The organism is Pseudomonas fluorescens, assembly GCF_902497785.1.
GTDB lineage: Bacteria > Pseudomonadota > Gammaproteobacteria > Pseudomonadales > Pseudomonadaceae > Aquipseudomonas > Aquipseudomonas fluorescens_BO.
Genome location: NZ_CABVHK010000003.1, coordinates 160,487 through 177,056 on the forward strand (window position 1 = coordinate 160,487; position 16,570 = coordinate 177,056).

Here is a 16,570-nt window from a genome sequence, read left to right on the forward strand (position 1 = left end):
ATTGAATATTTTGATCATTGAAGATGACGACGAAAAGCTGATGAAAATTACAAATTTTGTTGAGACAACCTTTGTAGGCTCGAAGGTAAGCTCAGCAAGATCTTATGCATCAGGATTAAGGAAAATAATCAGCCTTAAAAGCACTACGGATATTATTTTAATGGATATGAGCATGCCAAGCTTTGATATAGCTGAGCACGAGCCAGGAGGCGGAACACCGGAACATTTCGCCGGAAGGGATTTATTGGCTCAAATGAAACTGCGAAAAATTTATGTCCCAACGGTAATAGTCACCATGTTTGATTCATTCGGTGAAAAAGGAAGTGAGAAGTCCCTAAACCAATTAAAAAATGAGCTCAAATGCGAATATGCGCCGCCGTTTGTTGGGCTCGTCTATTACGACTCCCGCCAAGAAGGATGGCAGTCTGAACTAAAACTAATTATTCAGGAATCTCGTCTATCATGATCAAAATTTTAGTTGTAGACGATGAAATATCAAAGCTGCAGGAAGTCGCCGCGATTTGCGAGGATACCGCCCCTGGGATTTCCATTACACATGTGGCTACTGCAGTAGCAGCACGCAAAGCGGTGCGCTTAGATAAATATGACGTTTTGATAATCGATCTCAACCTTCCTGACGGACTTAGAGATAAACCTCAGATTGAAGGCGGCCTGGATTTACTTGACCTGCTGCTTACCGACGTAAACTGTCGTCTTCCCGCTGACATTATGTTTATTACAGCCCGAGAGGATAACGTCGACGCAGCACGCACAAAGTCCGCTGAAAGGGGAGCAGTTTTGTGGCAGTTTGGCCATGGAGATGAATGGAAATCTTATTTGAGAGGCCGTCTCAAATATTTGATGACTCGCTTAGGCAGAACTCTAGACGGTTTTCCCGTAGATATCGCATTCGTGACAGCTCTGCAATCACCGGAACTTGACGCTATCTTAGCTCTAGATTATGGCTGGAAGACTAAGATTTTTTCGGGTGATCCATCAACTTATCATTTCGGCAGTTTTGAAAAAACAGGAGAGATGGTTCGAGTTGTCGCAGTTAGCGCTCCACGCAAAGGAATGCCGTCTGCGGCCTCTCTTTCAGCAAAAATTGTAGCTTTATTCAAACCTAAAATACTTATCATGACGGGTATCTGCGCAGGCATAGCCTCGCGCACGAACTTCGGAGATATCATCGTCGCAGACCCTGCATGGGACTATGGAAGTGGCAAAAGAGCATTAGACTCCAACCGCTCTCCCGTATTTCAGGCTGCCGCTTATCAAATGTCGTTAGATCCGAACATACGGCAAGTTGTCAATGAACTTGCGAGGGATCCGGCAACTATGCAATCTATAAGATCCGGATGGCAAGGTAATTTCCCTCAAGGAGTGCTCAATGTGAAGCTCGCGCCGATGGCATCGGGTGCGAGTGTAATTGCAGATGACGCAGAGGCTAGAAGTGTTACCTTACAACATCGAGAGCTGGCGGCTATCGAAATGGAAGGGTACGCAGTAATGGCTGCAGTCGAGTCAGCCGCCAATCCGAAACCGCTAGCAATAGTCATTAAATCTGTATGTGATTACGCTGATGCAGAGAAAAATGACGACTGGCAAGCTTATGCTGCATATACAAGCGCAGCTTTTGCTAACTTATTGCTTAAATCCCCTTCCTTAGAGTTATAGTAGCTCAGGCTCTGGCGTGGACTTGTTTCTGCAAGTCCACGCACAGCGATAAAGCAACTATGTCAGCCACCATGTGAACCTCTAACTATAAAATGATTAAGTCGTTAACTAAGCGTCCAGTCAACTGGGCAAAGCGGACAATCCTATGGGGCACCACCTTTAATGTAGGAGTTGACATGATTAAAGATCTCTATCATGACGATGCAATGGCTGAAATCTACAGAAGAGATCCTATGCTGGCGGAAGCCCTTTTTAATGCCATTGAAGCAGATGGTAATAAAGCCGAACTTGCTATCATTAAACGCCAAATAGCAAAATCCGCTAAACTGCCTCACAAAGATGATAGTAAAAAGCAATAACGATCAGTACGCCCACATTTTTCATTAGATAAAACGGGAATCAGCACACCAAGGAAACTAATTCCGCCATATCCAAGAAAAACCCAAATGGAATATCCATTTAAAGCTAAGTATGACCACTTTCATTTGCTTCCATAAACGATTTCGCTCATTTTCGCTCTTACTATCGCTTGTAACTCTCTGAATTCGATCATTACTTCCTCAACATCTTCGGGTCTTGCGCCTTGGCCACGCCTCTCTGATAGCCATAATTTGAGAAGACCTGCAGCTCTGCCGAGGTCGCCATTTACCTTAGCCAAGTCTGCTACTGCCAATAAATCTACTCGTGACTTTATCGGCGTGTTCAATCCGGTAGCCAGTAAAAAGCTAGACATAGACAGCCCAGTTTGAGCGGCTCTCTGGGCGATGGTTGCCTTCTCTAGATCAGACACCCAAACCTTGATCGGCGGAACTTCTCTACGCGGCCGGGCTTGGGGCTCTTGGCCTCTGAGGTCCTTCATTCCAGTTAGCACCTTTGGTTTTGATCTTTGGTCGTGGTAACGAGTGTATGCCTCGCGGAGTGAAATTCCTTCGAGCCGCAGGCGAGTAAGGCAAGGTGTTGTAGGCCTTCGCTACGAAGTAGCGTAGGCCTACAACACACATCTTGCCGTCTCTGCCATTGCGATTCTATGCGATTTGGACAAAACAGCTAGTTCCAAATTTCCCAATCGCATACATTTTCCTAAGTTCGCATTGAATCGCATAAAATCGCATAAAATCGCATAAAATCGCATAAGTCGGGGAACTCAATCTTGGAAAGTTGCGATGTTTTTTCTTAAATGGATATATTGATTGGTATCAGAATGCGCGAACGGAGAACGACACTTGAGTAACCACGAATTGCCCCATGACGACCACCACACACAACGCCGCGGGTGCGGCCGTATTTCGTTCGTAGCCGTCATGCATGAGGTGCGGGCGGAAGTCGAGCGAGGAGTACCTCTGGTGCAGATTTACGAGGCTTTCGAGGATCGGTTGAACCTCGGCTATACGCAGTTCACCAAATACGTCACCCGATTCATCAAGCAGGGTCGACCAATTTTTTAATCTCGGACCCGGCGAACTAATTAAAAAATTCTGCGCGACCAGAATCAACATAAATTGCTAAAGCGCCGATTACGAAAAGAGCGACACCAAAAAAAAAGGGCATCAGATAATTTTTAAATATGGGTAAGAAAAACACATTAAATCCAAAAGACAGTTTTCGTTGCATCTACAGACGTCTTCCAAAAAAATGCTGAAGGCTATATTGTCAAAATGCACATTCTTATGCCAACTTCCAACACATCAACAATACACCGAACCAGGTTGTCAAGACAGGGAGCGTCATGACAATATAAGCGACTTTTTTGTGATAACGAGGTCTATATGCCCTGCATCAAGCTCCATACTTATTGGCAGAAGTGGATGTCATTCGATTTCAGTTACGACCAACTTATCGCACTTAAACAACATCTGCGTTCGGGTACCGACTCAACCATTCGAATTGGCGGTCATGTATTTCGCTACGCCGATGGCTACTTATACTTCGCCAACGTTGGAACACCTAACAAATACTATTTTGATACACCTTTAAGCGAAATTTTTGAACTCATCGATCAAGCCATCGCCACTGACAGCTGAAACACTATGAACCAGCATTCTTTGGTGCCTTACCCACAACTATCTTTCACCGAGCGATTGCGAACATATAGGCCGGTCGATGGCGCCCTTATGCATAATGCCTTCTCGACTTCACATCGTACACCTCGGCCGTACTACTGAGAGTACAGAGCACTATTGCTAAAACCCAAGATACATTCATATATAAATGCGAGTCACATGAAAAGTACCATATTTGAAACCAATCTTCTCCCACACAAACACTTATTACTAAAAATCTCTGATGATGAGGCAGAGAACATTTACTTGGGCTCACCTTTTTATGGCGCCCCAAACTTTTCTGAAATCAAGACAAAGGTGAATACCCTCTTGATTCTAGATCTAAATATATTGAGTGACCTTCGTAACAAAAAAAACCAAAAAAACATTAGAAGCTTATTGGCTTGGGCGGCCGAGCATAACGCCGAAATCACGCCACTAGTTGCCCTATCGGAACAGCAGAGAACTCACGGAAGTCCTCGCTATGCATACGATGAATACTTAGATGCTCTTAAAGCTGAGTATGGTTGGAGTATAAGCAAGAAAGAGATCGAAAAAAACTATCTGGCAATAGAAAAAATCTCACCAAACATCGAAATAAATACTGCCTTATGGCGTGATTATCTATTACTCATAAAAAAATTTTATCACTCTAAAGCAGGATTCAAACGGAAGGTAGATGAGTTCATCGGCTATCTACTTAATAATAATCTTCCAATATTCACCCTCGGACTATACGCGGGATGCTCTTACTTCCACATGAAAGCTAATCCCTCCCTATATGACGAGGGACTAGTTTCGAAGGTTCAGAGCGACATGGACATCCATGGTAAGGACCATGAAAAACGTCTGATGAACGTGGCTAGCGATATGGCTCTGATTCAATCTTCGGCAGAGCTTTTCTATGTTAGACAAACACAAGAGTTTAACGTAGCCTTTATTGCATCCAAAGATGTGACCATACCACATATATTGACTGAACTATGCTGGGCTGAGGTTCTAGTAAACGCTGCGGGAAATTTTGGTCGCATGGGTTTCAGACCTGAAAGCAAGTCAGGAAAAGAAATTTTCAAAATACTTTCTCCCCACTTAGAAAGTATTAATATTCGATCTCAAGATGATAATTCTGTAGCGGCTCGAAAGATAAATTTGAAAGTAATCGCTAATGAGATTTTTTCTCAGCTTTGAGCGGCATTGTTTAATGCAGATGGCATATCGAATGAAGTGCAAATTAGCACTGGTTATTTCTTTTGGTGGGTATAGTTTAAGAAAGCCATTCTGGCGACGCCTGTAGCTTTTTGTCACTCACGAATTGCAATCTCAGCAGCCTTTCCTTTTGGTGCTTGACGGCCGAAGGCCACCAACACTGCAAGCGATGGGCTGCGCCCTCAAGGCGCGGCGCTTTGCGCGCATGGTAGAAGTTCTTTAGAACTTCTTAGACCGGAATTTTAAGGAAAAGCTGAAAGCGAGATTAGACGCGGCTTTACACGCAATTTTGGGGTACGGCCAGTAAAGGGTTAGAGCTAGAGCAGTAAAGGGTTAGGGCTGAAGTAGTAAAGGCTTAGGGCTAGGGTGCGTCGGGCGACCCAGCGTCCAGTCCTGCCTGTTGAACAACTCCGAATCGGCCGGCTGGCTCATGATCTCGTGATACTCGCTGGGGGTCATGCCGTGCTCACCTTCAAGGAGCGGCAGTTCCTTGGGACGGCTTACAAGCACAAGCCCGCTGCTGGTCTGGTCGATTGCCCAACCTATGCCGCCTTGTAAGCCGCGTGTGCGGTCTGCTATCTCGTCCAAGCCATCTCGCAATAGCCCGCGCTTCTGGCTCTTACTCTGTTTCGAGAAGCCTTCCCATGCCGCCCTGCCCCAGACATGGGGCGCAAGGGTGTCGAGGTGTGCCCCGTTATTGTTGCCAAGCGCCCGGCCGAGACGGATGTTCGAGCAAAGCCAGCAGTGCAGAAGCTTCGCGACTTCGCTTTCCAGCTCGTTGCGTTCAAACAGTGAGACCTTTACGTGCTGCCCCCGGAAAACTGCGCCTGTCAGACGGGGATTGGCCGCGACGTGAATTTCCTTAGTCTTATGATTGAAGCTGACGGAAATCAGATTGCAGACTCGGTCCCAGCCAGTTTCTCGATCGATCTCCCGAATCTGCGTAGCCCGTAGCCTATTTAAGCTGTCTTTGGCCTTGTCGGTGCTAGTATCCGGATTGTATCCGGCGTCGATCAGCAAGCTTCGTAGGCTGGTGCGCTTGCTAGCCAGCGGCGCGCCGTCGTCTTGGTTGAAGTCCAGCGCAAGGCGTAACTGCTTGCTCACCGGCCCCACCGAGGTAGCGTCGATCACAAGTCGGGCAATGCCAAGCTGGGCAGTCAGGGCCAGCAAAATCGACTGGTCCTGGGCCCCAAGTTGCTCATATCCCTGAAACCCGATCTCTAGGTTGCCGAACCGACGCGGCTCTACAAGCAAGCGCCCATGCTTCTTGCCCTTGGTCGGTACGAATAGCCCGTCGAATACATGAGCAGGATCAAATCGGGCGTAGGCAGGTTTAATACGTTGCTGTGCCATAACCCTTACCCCCGCTCCCGCTTCCCGTATCGTGCCTTGTCTCCGTCAACACCACAGGGAGCAACACACCGCCGCCGTGCTGTGAGTACCAGCGGTCAACCGGCGTGGTGGAATAATTTTGCTTAGACACACCAAATCGCACAAAGAAGCGGCGCCTGTCGTTGTCGATGGGCTGTCTATCAAAGGAGCGTTCGCTCAGGCGCTTGGCCTCGTCCTCGGTCATCTTGGCGACGAAACCGCACCACCGGGCATTGTCGATTAAAGCGGACGCGCCTCGCGCTGCCTGCTGCTGATCAGTCTGGCCCTCGCGAGCGCTGCCCTTGCTAACATGGTGAAGGTAGAGGACTGACGCCCCAGTACTTGTCGCGATGTGCTCCAGGGTGGACACAAGCCGCGCCATGTCGCCATTACTATTCTCATCGAGACTGTGAATCCGGCTCAGGGTGTCCAGCACGATCAGCCGGGCACCGGCGCAGAAATCGATGACGCGATTAAGATGCCGATCATCCATGACGTTCAGGCGCTTGCCCATGATCGGCTCAAGGGTAAGGTTCTCCGCGATGACTTGACGTGCCTGCTGATTTAGATGCTTGCCTATGGCATGAATGCGGCCCACCAACGCGACCTCTGGGTCCTCTCCGGCGAGATAGACCACACGGCCAGCTCGCGCGGGGGCAAGTCCTATCAGGTCACCACCAGCAGCTCTGCTCTCCCCAGTTGCCCCGCAAGCGACGGACATTGCGGCCTCCAACGCCCAGAAGCTCTTGCCTGTAGCTCCGGGAGCTACCAACGCTCCAACAGTTCCAGCGAGGAAGCCGGGCCAGATAAAGTCCAGCACGGGTGGCTCATCCTCGAACGCCGCTAGTAAATCAATCGCCATAGCTCATGCCCCCATTCCCGGACGGGAGGCTGAGCCAGACTCCCTACAACCATCAATCCATTCCTCGACTTCGGCCAAATCCCACACGACCTTTCGGCTGCTGAGTGCAATCCGGCGAGGAAATCTTCCTTGCTTTTCAAAGTTGTAGATCGTGCGCTCGCATAACGGGATGATTGCCAGCAATTGCCTCTTACTGATGAGGACTGTTTTCTTTTTTTCCGATTCCTTTTCCACCCGAAACACCTCTACTAATCACATATCGAAGCTCGATTATTACCCCCAATTACCGGTACTTTCCAGCATTAGAAAATCGATTTTTACCATATAGATCAGATAGTTAATGTCCGTAAACATCTAGTTCACGGACAAAAAATGCGCTCAATCAGATGTGTTTTTGCAGGAGTTTCACTCGACCTATTTTCGAGAATGAATGTGTCCGGCAAACGGGATATTTCGGGACGAAAAAAAACCCACCGGAGTGGGCGTTTCGCTACGGAAAATACAGTTTCCTGTGTGCTTGGTGCATCGCGAGGTTAAAAATCAGCCACTTGTACGAGATTTTTTGGTCGTCCATTCGTCAATCATGTCAGCCCAGTCCTGCAACATAGCATTGCGCTGATCGCGGTATTCAGCCTTGTTGTAGACGGCTCGCACGCCCTTCTGTTCGTGCGCGAGGCATTTCTCGATCCAGTCTGAGTTGTAACCCGCCTCATGCAGCAACGTGCTTGCTGTCCGCCTCAGATCATGCGGCCCGAACTTGCTCAGCGGCTTTCCTTCTTTCTGCGCAAGCCGATAAGTGAGAGTCAGCACTTGGTTGATCGTGGCTGCGCTCATGGGCAAATCTGAGTCGTAGCGTGAAGGCAACACGTAGTCTGATCCACCAGCAAAGGTCTTCAGCGCAATGAAGATATCCAGCGCTTGCCTAGACAAGTACACCAAATGGGGATTTCGCCGCTTCATGCGCTCTTTGGGAATGGTCCATAGGGCTTCGCTGAAATTGATCTCACTCCAGGTCGCGTTGGTTAACTCACTTTTCCGCACCATAGTGAGCAACAACAGCTTAGCCGCAGCTCGCACCGATGATGCAGTTCCTATGCGATCCATGTATTGATACATCAAGGCGATTTCGTCAGGGGTCAAAGCCCGGTCGCGTGGCTCGAACTTGGCGATGCTTGCAGGACGCACTAGATCGGCCGGGTTCTCAACCTTCTGGCCACGCTCAATAGCCCAGCGGAAGACCTGTAGCATAATCTCACGGGAATGCACTGCCGTTGCTGGGGCGCCTCGCTCTACGATTGCTTCGGTAAGCGTACGCAGATCCTCATGGGTGATCTCTATTAGTTTCTGATTGCCGAATTTCGGCTTGAGCTCACGCTCGTAAACCGAGCGGCGCATGTCACGAGTTGAATCGGCCATCTGATACCCGCGCAACCATTTCTCGGCCCAAGCATCAAACGTCTCCGCGCCCTTGATACGAGCCTTGTCGCGGGCTTTCTCCTTGGCAGGTGACTTGCCAGCCGAAACCAGTTTCTTGGCCTCGCCCAAGCGCTCCCGGGCTTCCGCAAGCGTTATACCACCTACCCCGTAGCGACCGAACGTGACGGTCTCCTGTCGGCCGTTGATGGAGTAGTTGTAGCGGAACGAGATTGATCCCGCAGCCGTGACAGCCACATAGAGTCCATCACGGTCGTTAACTTTATAGAGTTTTTCTTTCGGTTTGAGATTACGCAGCTTGGTATCGGTCAGCATGGCGCTCGCGGATTCCGTTCAAAAAATACCATGCTCAGAAAACACCCCAAGACCGCAAGAAAACCCAATGAAACCGGGCGGATGATGAGATTTGATACCATGCTACCCCCTACAGAGACGACATGGTATCGAACACCGAGCATGGCATTGGGCTCAGTCAATGCCCTGTACCATGCCACACAAACACGGTGCTTGGCGATGCACAGAGCTGCCAGAATTTGCTAGACCAAAAAAGCCGAAAGCCCGCAGTTACGCGGGCTTCAGGGTGTTTCTTGCTAGTTGGTGCCGGTCAGTGCCGGACAACCAATCATTCCCACTCAATGGTCGCTGGCGGCTTGCTCGATACGTCGTAGGTGACGCGGGAGATGCCTTCGATTTCATTGATGATGCGGCCGGAAACAGTTTCCAGCAGTTCGTAAGGCAGGTGTGCCCAACGCGCGGTCATGAAGTCGATGGTTTCCACGGCACGCAGGGCCACGACCCAGGCGTAACGACGGCCATCGCCCACGACGCCAACCGATTTCACCGGCTGGAACACCACGAAGGCCTGGCTGACTTTGTGATACCAGTCGGCCTTGCGCAGTTCTTCGATGAAGATGTGGTCGGCACGACGCAGCAGGTCGGCGTATTCCTTCTTCACTTCACCGAGAATCCGCACGCCCAGGCCCGGGCCCGGGAACGGGTGACGGTAGACCATGTCGTACGGCAGGCCGAGTTCCAGGCCCAGGCGACGCACTTCGTCCTTGAACAGTTCGCGCAGCGGCTCGACCAGTTTCAGGTTCATCTCTTCCGGCAGGCCGCCCACGTTGTGGTGCGACTTGATCACGTGAGCCTTGCCGCTCTTCGCGCCAGCCGACTCGATCACGTCCGGGTAGATGGTGCCTTGTGCGAGGTACTTGATGTTGTCCAGTTTGTTCGACTGGGCATCGAAGACGTCGATGAAGGTACGGCCGATGATCTTGCGCTTCTTCTCTGGGTCGCTTTCGCCAGCCAGGTTGTTCAGGAACTGGTCTTCAGCGTTGGCGCGGATCACCTTGACGCCCATGTTCTCGGCGAACATGGCCATCACTTGCTCACCTTCGTGCAGACGCAGCAGGCCGTTGTCGACGAAGACGCAGGTCAGCTGGTCGCCGATGGCTTTGTGCAGCAGCGCGGCAACTACCGAAGAGTCAACACCGCCAGACAGGCCGAGCAATACGTTGTCGGTGCCGACCTGGGCGCGAACGTTGGCGATGGCGTCTTCAGCAATCTTCGATGGCGTCCACAGGGCTTCGCAGCCGCAGATGTCGAGGATGAAGCGCGAGAGGATGCGACCGCCCTGCTTGGTGTGGGTCACTTCCGGGTGGAACTGCACGCCGTAATAGCCGCGCGCGTCGTCGAACATGCCGGCGATCGGGCAGCTCGGGGTGCTGGCCAGGATGTGGAATTCCTGAGGCATCTTGGTGACCTTGTCACCGTGACTCATCCACACGTCGAGGCCGAACAGGCCGTCGGCATCGATGTGGTCTTCAATGCCGTCGAGCAGGCGGCTCTTGCCGACCACGTCGACACGGGCGTAACCGAACTCACGCAGTTCGGAACCTTCAACCTTGCCACCCAACTGTTCGGCCATGGTCTGCATGCCGTAGCAGATGCCGAAGACCGGCACGCCCAGATCGAACACCGCTTGCGGGCAGCGAGGGCTGTTGGCTTCGTGCACAGACTCGGGGCCACCGGCGAGAATGACGCCTTTGGGAGCGAATTCGCGAATCGCGTCTTCATCCATATCGAACGGATGCAGTTCGCAGTACACGCCGATTTCACGCACGCGGCGGGCAATCAGCTGGGTGTACTGGGAACCGAAATCGAGGATCAGGATGCGGTGAGCGTGAATGTCGAGGGCCATGATTCAGTCTCGTCTAGAAATTCAGAAACAGTCGTGATTCAGAAACAACTCGGGGCTGAATAGAACAGCCCCGGTTACTTGATGTTTTGCTTGAAGCCTCAACCTACGCGGTAGTTTGGCGCTTCTTTGGTGATCTGCACGTCGTGGACATGGGACTCGGCCATGCCAGCGCCGGTGATCCGCACGAACTCAGGCTTGGTGCGCATTTCTTCGATGTCGGCGCTGCCGGTGTAGCCCATCGAGGAACGCAGGCCGCCCATCAGTTGATGGATGATCGCGCTCAGGCTGCCCTTGTACGGGACACGCCCTTCGATGCCTTCCGGAACCAGCTTCTCGGCACCCGCGGAGGAGTCCTGGAAGTAACGGTCGGAGGAGCCTTGAGCCTGGGACATGGCGCCCAGCGAACCCATGCCGCGATACGCCTTGTACGAACGACCCTGGAACAGTTCGATCTCGCCCGGCGCTTCTTCAGTACCGGCGAACATCGAGCCCATCATCACGCAGGACGCACCGGCCACGATGGCCTTGGACAGGTCACCGGAGAAACGGATGCCGCCGTCGGCGATCAACGGAACGCCAGTGCCCTCAAGGGCAGCGGCAACGTTGGCGATGGCACTGATTTGCGGGACGCCGACACCGGCGACGATACGGGTGGTGCAGATCGAGCCCGGGCCGATACCGACCTTGACCGCGTCGGCGCCTGCTTCGGCCAACGCCTTGGCGGCTGCGCCGGTGGCGATGTTGCCGCCGATGACTTGCACTTCAGGGAAGTTCTGTTTGACCCAGCGAACGCGGTCGATCACGCCTTTGGAGTGACCGTGAGCGGTGTCGACCACCACCACGTCAACGCCGGCATTGACCAGTGCGGCAACGCGGTCACCGGTGTCTTTACCGGTGCCGACGGCAGCGCCTACGCGCAGACGACCTTGATCGTCCTTGCTGGCCAGCGGGTAAGCCTTGGCTTTTTCGATGTCGTTGACGGTCATCATGCCTTTGAGGGCGAATTTGTCGTCGACGATCAGTACGCGTTCGATGCGGTGCTTGTGCAACAGCTCGCGAACGTCGTTCTTGTCGGCGCCTTCCTTGACCGTGACCAGACGCTCTTTAGGCGTCATCACTTCGCGGACAGTGGCTTCAAGGCGGTTTTCGAAACGCACGTCACGGGAAGTGACGATGCCGACCAGGTCGCCGTTGTGCAAAACCGGAACGCCGGAGATGTTGTGCTGGCGGGTCAGTTCGAACAGCTCACGAACTGTGGCGTCGGCCTCGATAGTGATCGGGTCCTTGACCACGCCGGCTTCGTAACGCTTGACCTTGCGCACTTCGGCAGCTTGCTGCTCGATGGTCATGTTCTTGTGGATGATGCCGATGCCACCTTCCTGAGCCATGGCAATTGCCAGACGGGCTTCAGTGACGGTGTCCATGGCGGCAGAAACCAGAGGAATATTCAGCTCGATGCCACGGGTTAGGCGGGTCTTGAGACTGACTTCGTTAGGAAGCACCTCGGAATAACCGGGCACTAGGAGAATGTCGTCGAATGTCAGAGCTTCTTGGCTGATACGCAGCATCGCGGGGGCTCCCGAGCGGGAAAATGGAAGCGCGCCATTATAGTCAGACACCCCCTCGGGTTCAACGTAAAACTCTGTCTATTATTGGCATTACTGATATACGGAAAAACAACGCCCCGTAGGAGCTGCCGAAGGCTGCGATCTTTTGATCTTGTTTTTCAAAGTCAAAGTCAAAAGATCGCAGCCTTCGGCAGCTCCTACGAGGACCGGGGGTATTCAGAGTTCGACTTTGACCCAGCTCACGGGCTGATCCAGCCAATCGGCAAATTCATCGATAAAGCTTTGCTTGAACCCGGCCTCGGCCCAGTTGTTGAAAATGAACCCCAAGTTGGAAAAGCCGCATTCCTGAAGAAACAGAAACCCGTTGATGTCGTCTTCATGGCCGCACTCCGGGCAGGTGAAGTTATCGGTGCGCCCCGGCATCCAGTCTTCCAGGCTTTCAAACAGCGCTTCGCCGACTTCCTTGCGACACTCGGCGCAGCCCGCCTCTTCGAGAAATCCCTTGGCCGGCGTATAGATGCAGCGCTTGGTAATAATCTCCAGGCCATTGATCGCCTCGCCGAACGGCAACGCTTCGGGGTGCAGCACCACGGCGCGGGCACCGTCGGCAAGGGCGTGGCCCATGCGGTTGCCGGTGCGCCCGCAGGTGGTCAATTCTTCCTTGATGATGTTCTTGCGCACCAGCCAACGCACAACCGCCCTGGCCCGGGGTTCGTGTACCGGCAATGTGGAGATTTTCGGGACGATGATGCTTTGGGAATTCATGGGTGCAAGCCTGCTGCGTCAGATGGAGGTTCTGCGGTGTTCGTACTGACGTCTTCGCGGGCAAGCCCGCTCCCACAAGGATTGGAGGTGTACATAAGAATCATGTTCACTCCAATCACTGTGGGAGCGGGCTTGCCCGCGAAGGCGTCGGAACGGCGGGCAGCTTAATCCCTGACGAAATCCGGTCAAGTACTCAAATACCGCCCGATCAGCGCAATCCCGCTGACCAGCACCAGCCAAGTCACCAACCGCACAAACGCCTCGCGGGACAATCTCATGGTCAATCGCCGGCCGACCCACAGCCCCAACGCCATCGCCGGCAACAAACACAGCGCCAGTACCAATAAGGGTAGCTCGGCATACACACCCGCGACAGCGAACAGACTCAGGCGCACCACGGTGCTGCAGCTGATCAGCGCGCTCTGGGTCGCCCGCGCCGCGTCTTTGGGCAAGCGACTGTTCAAATAGATCGCATATAAGAAGCCGCCACTGCCAAACAACGCGCCGAACATCCCACCGACCGTGCCCATCGGCACCGCCCAAGCCACTGACAATTGCCTGGGCCGGGTTTTTACCCACAGGCTGTAAATCGCGTAGGCACTGATGAACAGCCCCATCAACAACAGCAACAGATCGGATTTGAGGTTCAGCAGAAAAATCACCCCCAGCGTGCAGCCCACCGCCATGCACGGCAGCAGCCGCAGCAATTCCGGTCTGGCCACATCCCTTCGCGAAGGCAGCAGATTGCCGAATGCCGCGACAAAATCCAGCAGCACCAGCAGCGGCACAATCTTCGAGAGCGGCATGAACAGAATCAGAATCGGCCCTGCCACCAGCGCGGTACCGAAGCCGGCGATGCCGAACACGATATACGCAAGGGCGATGCCCAGACCGATTATCAGCCAATCCGTTGGGCCGAACGGCCATTGGGTCAACAACTCGAGCACATTCATCTGCACAGCTTCCTTGAATACCTGAGATGACTTTAGCCAGCGCCGAGTCTTGCGACTAATATCTTCAAAGCCCTCAACCCATCTCAAAAAGGCATGACTGGTGCTTTCGACCCGCCAATTGCGTTACTTCGTGGAAATCGCCGACTGCGGCAGCTTCAGCGCCGCAGCCGAACGCCTGTTCATTGCTCAGTCGGCCCTGAGCCGGCAAATAAAGGACATGGAAACCCGCCTGCAAACGCCCTTGTTTGAACGCACCGCACGCCTGCCCCGACTGACCGCGGCCGGTGAAGCCTTCTTGCCCCGTGCCAGAAACCTGTTGAGCGAACTGAGCAAGGCCAGTGAAGTGGCGACCCAGGTCGGCAACGGAGAACTCGGCACCTTGCGCCTCAGCCATTCCAGCACCGTGCCCATGAGTGGCCGCTTGCTGCGGGGTATCAGCGACTATCTGGATCAGCATGTCAGCGTGTCCGTTGATATCGCCAAGCTGTCTTCCGAAGCGCAACTGGAAGCGTTGGCCGACAATCGGTTGGACGTCGGACTGCTGCGCCTGCCGGTGTTGCGCCAGCGTGAAGGCGTGCAGGTGACGCCCTTGTATAGCGAACGATTATTGCTGGCCGTTCCGCCCCATCATCGGCTGGCTGTGGATAAGTCCGCTCAAGGCATCGATCTGGCGCAGTTGAAGGATGAGGCGTTTATTTCCATTCCTCATCCTCAACGGGGCGGGTTGAGTTACCTGTCCGCCGAGTTGTGCATGCGCCATGGTTTCTTCCCGAAAGCGGCGCGGGTTGTGTCGCGCAAAACCACGCAACTGCAATTGATCCAGGCCGGCTTCGGCATTGCCCTGCTGCCGGAGTCGATGCGCGACATCGCCCCGCCGGACATTCACTTCCTGCCGCTGTCCGACCCGGATTGCCACAGCACCGTCGCCCTCGCCTGCGGGCAAAACCCGACGGCGCTGGCAGAGCAATTCACTCACCACTTGCGCCGATCCGAGTAGGAGCTGCCGAAGGCTGCGATCTTTTTGATCTAGATGATGAGGATCAAAAGATCGCAGCCTTCGGCAGCTCCTACACGTATCGTGCAATGCGCAGGAAAATGCCTTTATCATGCGCCCCATGATTAAAGATCCCTTTGCAAGACTCGGCCTGGACCGTGAAGTCCTGACTGTCAGCCAGCTCAACGGCCGTGCGCGGGTGTTGCTCGAAGACGTGTTCAGTAACATCTGGGTCGAAGGCGAAATCTCCAACCTCGCCCACCCGGCATCCGGCCACGTGTATTTCACCCTCAAGGACAGCGGCGCCCAGGTGCGTTGCGCGTTGTTCCGGCAGAACGCGGCGCGGGTTCGTCAGGCGTTGAAAGATGGCCTGGCGGTCAAGGTGCGCGGCAAGGTCTCGCTGTTCGAAGGGCGCGGTGATTATCAGCTGATCCTCGACACCGTCGAGCCGGCCGGCGATGGCGCATTGCGCCTGGCCTTCGATGCGCTGAAGGAAAAACTCAGTGCCGAAGGCCTGTTCAGCGCCGAACGCAAAGTGCCGCTGCCGGCGCATCCGCAACGCATCGGCATCATCAGTTCGCCGACCGGCGCGGTGATTCGCGACATCATCAGCGTGTTCCGCCGCCGTGCGCCGCAGGTGCAACTGACGCTCATCCCCACCGCCGTGCAGGGCCGCGAAGCCACTGCGCAGATTGTCCGCGCGCTGAAACTGGCGGACGCGCGGGGTTTCGATGCGTTGATCCTGGCCCGTGGCGGCGGCTCGCTGGAAGACCTCTGGTGTTTCAACGAAGAAGCCGTAGCCCGCGCCGTGGACGCCTGCGTGACGCCGATTGTCAGCGCTGTCGGCCATGAAACCGATGTGTCGATCAGCGATTTCGTCGCCGACGTGCGCGCCCCGACGCCGTCCGCCGCTGCCGAACTGCTGGCCCCGGATTCCAGTGATCTGGTGCGCCGGGTCGAGAGCCTGCACCGCCGGCTGGTGATGCGCATGCGTGATCGCTTGATGCGCGATCGCCTGCGTCTGGAAGGCATTTCCCGACGCTTGCGTCATCCCGGTGAACGCCTGCGCCAGCAAGCACAGCGTCTGGACGATCTGGACATGCGCATGCGTCGCGCCTTCGAACGCAGCCTCAATACCCGCCGCGAACGGTTGATTCGCCTGGAAACCCGCCTCGCCGGGCAACATCCGGGACGGCAACTGGCGATGCTTCGTCAGCGTCTCGACAGCCTCGCCGAACGCCTGCCCCGTGCTATCCGCGAAGGGCTCAAATCCCGTCGCCTGCAACTGCAAAGTCAGGTGCAGACGCTGCAAGTGGTCAGCCCGCTGGCGACGCTGGCCCGTGGCTACAGCATTCTGCTGGACGAGCGCGGCAACGCGATCCGCAGTGCCGCGCAAACCCACAACGGCCAGCGCCTGAAAGCCAGGCTTGGCGAAGGCGAACTGCTCGTGCGGGTTGAAGACAATCACCTGACGCCCGTCACCCTTTCTTTACTGGATTGA

Annotated in this window: 17 protein-coding genes; 8 read left to right on the top strand and 9 right to left on the bottom strand. The window is 54.1% G+C overall.

Annotated elements, in window-relative coordinates:
- Position 1 precedes the first annotated feature (1 nt).
- The 3 genes from F8N62_RS05700 to F8N62_RS05710 all read left to right on the top strand — a co-directional run bounded on the left by F8N62_RS05700 (position 2) and on the right by F8N62_RS05710 (position 2,036).
- Positions 2-466, top strand: a complete 465-nt coding sequence (locus F8N62_RS05700; RefSeq protein ID WP_150710034.1) for a response regulator transcription factor — start codon at positions 2-4, stop codon at positions 464-466.
- A complete protein-coding gene (locus F8N62_RS05705; protein ID WP_150710035.1) occupies positions 463-1,677 on the top strand; it encodes a response regulator in 1,215 nt (404 codons plus the stop codon). The genes F8N62_RS05700 and F8N62_RS05705 overlap by 4 nt, the downstream gene beginning before the upstream one ends.
- A gap of 176 nt (positions 1,678-1,853) precedes the next feature.
- Positions 1,854-2,036 (top strand): hypothetical protein, encoded by a 183-nt coding sequence (locus tag F8N62_RS05710; RefSeq protein WP_150710036.1) that lies wholly within the window; start codon positions 1,854-1,856, stop codon positions 2,034-2,036.
- Positions 2,037-2,158: 122 nt separating this feature from the next.
- On the opposite strand, the gene F8N62_RS05715 is transcribed toward F8N62_RS05710, so the two are convergent.
- A complete protein-coding gene (locus F8N62_RS05715) occupies positions 2,159-2,536 on the bottom strand; it encodes a plasmid mobilization protein (protein WP_150710037.1) in 378 nt (125 codons plus the stop codon).
- 442 nt (positions 2,537-2,978) lie between these two features.
- On the opposite strand from F8N62_RS05715, the gene F8N62_RS05720 reads away from it, so the two are divergent.
- The 3 genes from F8N62_RS05720 to F8N62_RS05730 all read left to right on the top strand — a co-directional run bounded on the left by F8N62_RS05720 (position 2,979) and on the right by F8N62_RS05730 (position 4,904).
- On the top strand, positions 2,979-3,122 hold the full coding sequence (locus F8N62_RS05720; RefSeq protein WP_263597206.1) for a hypothetical protein: 144 nt from the start codon (positions 2,979-2,981) through the stop codon (positions 3,120-3,122).
- Positions 3,123-3,443: 321 nt separating this feature from the next.
- On the top strand, positions 3,444-3,698 hold the full coding sequence (locus F8N62_RS05725) for a hypothetical protein (protein WP_150710039.1): 255 nt from the start codon (positions 3,444-3,446) through the stop codon (positions 3,696-3,698).
- A 198-nt stretch (positions 3,699-3,896) separates the two neighbouring features.
- Positions 3,897-4,904, top strand: coding sequence for a hypothetical protein (locus F8N62_RS05730; protein WP_150710040.1), 1,008 nt, complete (start codon positions 3,897-3,899; stop codon positions 4,902-4,904).
- Between the two features lie 351 nt (positions 4,905-5,255).
- Here the strand turns inward: F8N62_RS05730 and repC are convergent, their stop codons facing one another.
- The 8 genes from repC to F8N62_RS05775 all read right to left on the bottom strand — a co-directional run bounded on the left by repC (position 5,256) and on the right by F8N62_RS05775 (position 14,075).
- A complete protein-coding gene (gene repC, locus F8N62_RS05735) occupies positions 5,256-6,275 on the bottom strand; it encodes a replication protein C, IncQ-type (RefSeq protein ID WP_150710041.1) in 1,020 nt (339 codons plus the stop codon).
- Positions 6,256-7,155, bottom strand: a complete 900-nt coding sequence (locus tag F8N62_RS05740) for a helicase RepA family protein (protein ID WP_150710042.1) — start codon at positions 7,153-7,155, stop codon at positions 6,256-6,258. Before F8N62_RS05740 ends, repC begins: the two co-directional genes overlap by 20 nt.
- Before the next feature lie 3 nt (positions 7,156-7,158).
- Complete coding sequence (locus tag F8N62_RS05745; protein ID WP_150710043.1) at positions 7,159-7,389, bottom strand: helix-turn-helix transcriptional regulator; 231 nt, start codon at positions 7,387-7,389, stop codon at positions 7,159-7,161.
- A gap of 306 nt (positions 7,390-7,695) precedes the next feature.
- Positions 7,696-8,904: a tyrosine-type recombinase/integrase gene (locus F8N62_RS05750; protein WP_150710044.1), complete on the bottom strand. Its 1,209-nt coding sequence runs from the start codon at positions 8,902-8,904 to the stop codon at positions 7,696-7,698.
- Positions 8,905-9,211: 307 nt separating this feature from the next.
- Positions 9,212-10,789: a glutamine-hydrolyzing GMP synthase gene (gene guaA, locus F8N62_RS05755; protein ID WP_150710045.1), complete on the bottom strand. Its 1,578-nt coding sequence runs from the start codon at positions 10,787-10,789 to the stop codon at positions 9,212-9,214.
- A 98-nt stretch (positions 10,790-10,887) separates the two neighbouring features.
- Entirely contained in the window at positions 10,888-12,357 is a 1,470-nt protein-coding gene (gene guaB, locus F8N62_RS05760; protein ID WP_109634587.1) for an IMP dehydrogenase, read from the bottom strand.
- A 216-nt stretch (positions 12,358-12,573) separates the two neighbouring features.
- Entirely contained in the window at positions 12,574-13,122 is a 549-nt protein-coding gene (locus tag F8N62_RS05770; protein WP_150710046.1) for a sugar ABC transporter ATPase, read from the bottom strand.
- A 185-nt stretch (positions 13,123-13,307) separates the two neighbouring features.
- Complete coding sequence (locus tag F8N62_RS05775) at positions 13,308-14,075, bottom strand: sulfite exporter TauE/SafE family protein (RefSeq protein ID WP_150710047.1); 768 nt, start codon at positions 14,073-14,075, stop codon at positions 13,308-13,310.
- Positions 14,076-14,175: 100 nt separating this feature from the next.
- On the opposite strand from F8N62_RS05775, the gene F8N62_RS05780 reads away from it, so the two are divergent.
- Both F8N62_RS05780 and xseA read left to right on the top strand, forming a co-directional pair.
- Positions 14,176-15,072, top strand: a complete 897-nt coding sequence (locus F8N62_RS05780) for a LysR family transcriptional regulator (RefSeq protein ID WP_150710048.1) — start codon at positions 14,176-14,178, stop codon at positions 15,070-15,072.
- 118 nt (positions 15,073-15,190) lie between these two features.
- On the top strand, positions 15,191-16,570 hold the full coding sequence (gene xseA / locus F8N62_RS05785) for an exodeoxyribonuclease VII large subunit (RefSeq protein WP_150710271.1): 1,380 nt from the start codon (positions 15,191-15,193) through the stop codon (positions 16,568-16,570).

Bases quoted from the DNA above. Each gene is read 5' to 3' on its own strand.
- F8N62_RS05750 (WP_150710044.1), bottom strand. From the start codon at position 8,904: ATGCTGACCGATACCAAGCTGCGTAATCTCAAACCGAAAGAAAAACTC.
- xseA (WP_150710271.1), top strand. From the start codon at position 15,191: ATGATTAAAGATCCCTTTGCAAGACTCGGCCTGGACCGTGAAGTCCTG.
- F8N62_RS05775 (WP_150710047.1), bottom strand. From the start codon at position 14,075: ATGAATGTGCTCGAGTTGTTGACCCAATGGCCGTTCGGCCCAACGGAT.
- F8N62_RS05710 (WP_150710036.1), top strand. From the start codon at position 1,854: ATGATTAAAGATCTCTATCATGACGATGCAATGGCTGAAATCTACAGA.
- guaB (WP_109634587.1), bottom strand. From the start codon at position 12,357: ATGCTGCGTATCAGCCAAGAAGCTCTGACATTCGACGACATTCTCCTA.
- F8N62_RS05715 (WP_150710037.1), bottom strand. From the start codon at position 2,536: ATGAAGGACCTCAGAGGCCAAGAGCCCCAAGCCCGGCCGCGTAGAGAA.
- F8N62_RS05720 (WP_263597206.1), top strand. From the start codon at position 2,979: ATGCATGAGGTGCGGGCGGAAGTCGAGCGAGGAGTACCTCTGGTGCAG.
- F8N62_RS05740 (WP_150710042.1), bottom strand. From the start codon at position 7,155: ATGGCGATTGATTTACTAGCGGCGTTCGAGGATGAGCCACCCGTGCTG.
- F8N62_RS05705 (WP_150710035.1), top strand. From the start codon at position 463: ATGATCAAAATTTTAGTTGTAGACGATGAAATATCAAAGCTGCAGGAA.
- repC (WP_150710041.1), bottom strand. From the start codon at position 6,275: ATGGCACAGCAACGTATTAAACCTGCCTACGCCCGATTTGATCCTGCT.
- F8N62_RS05725 (WP_150710039.1), top strand. From the start codon at position 3,444: ATGCCCTGCATCAAGCTCCATACTTATTGGCAGAAGTGGATGTCATTC.
- F8N62_RS05770 (WP_150710046.1), bottom strand. From the start codon at position 13,122: ATGAATTCCCAAAGCATCATCGTCCCGAAAATCTCCACATTGCCGGTA.
- guaA (WP_150710045.1), bottom strand. From the start codon at position 10,789: ATGGCCCTCGACATTCACGCTCACCGCATCCTGATCCTCGATTTCGGT.
- F8N62_RS05730 (WP_150710040.1), top strand. From the start codon at position 3,897: ATGAAAAGTACCATATTTGAAACCAATCTTCTCCCACACAAACACTTA.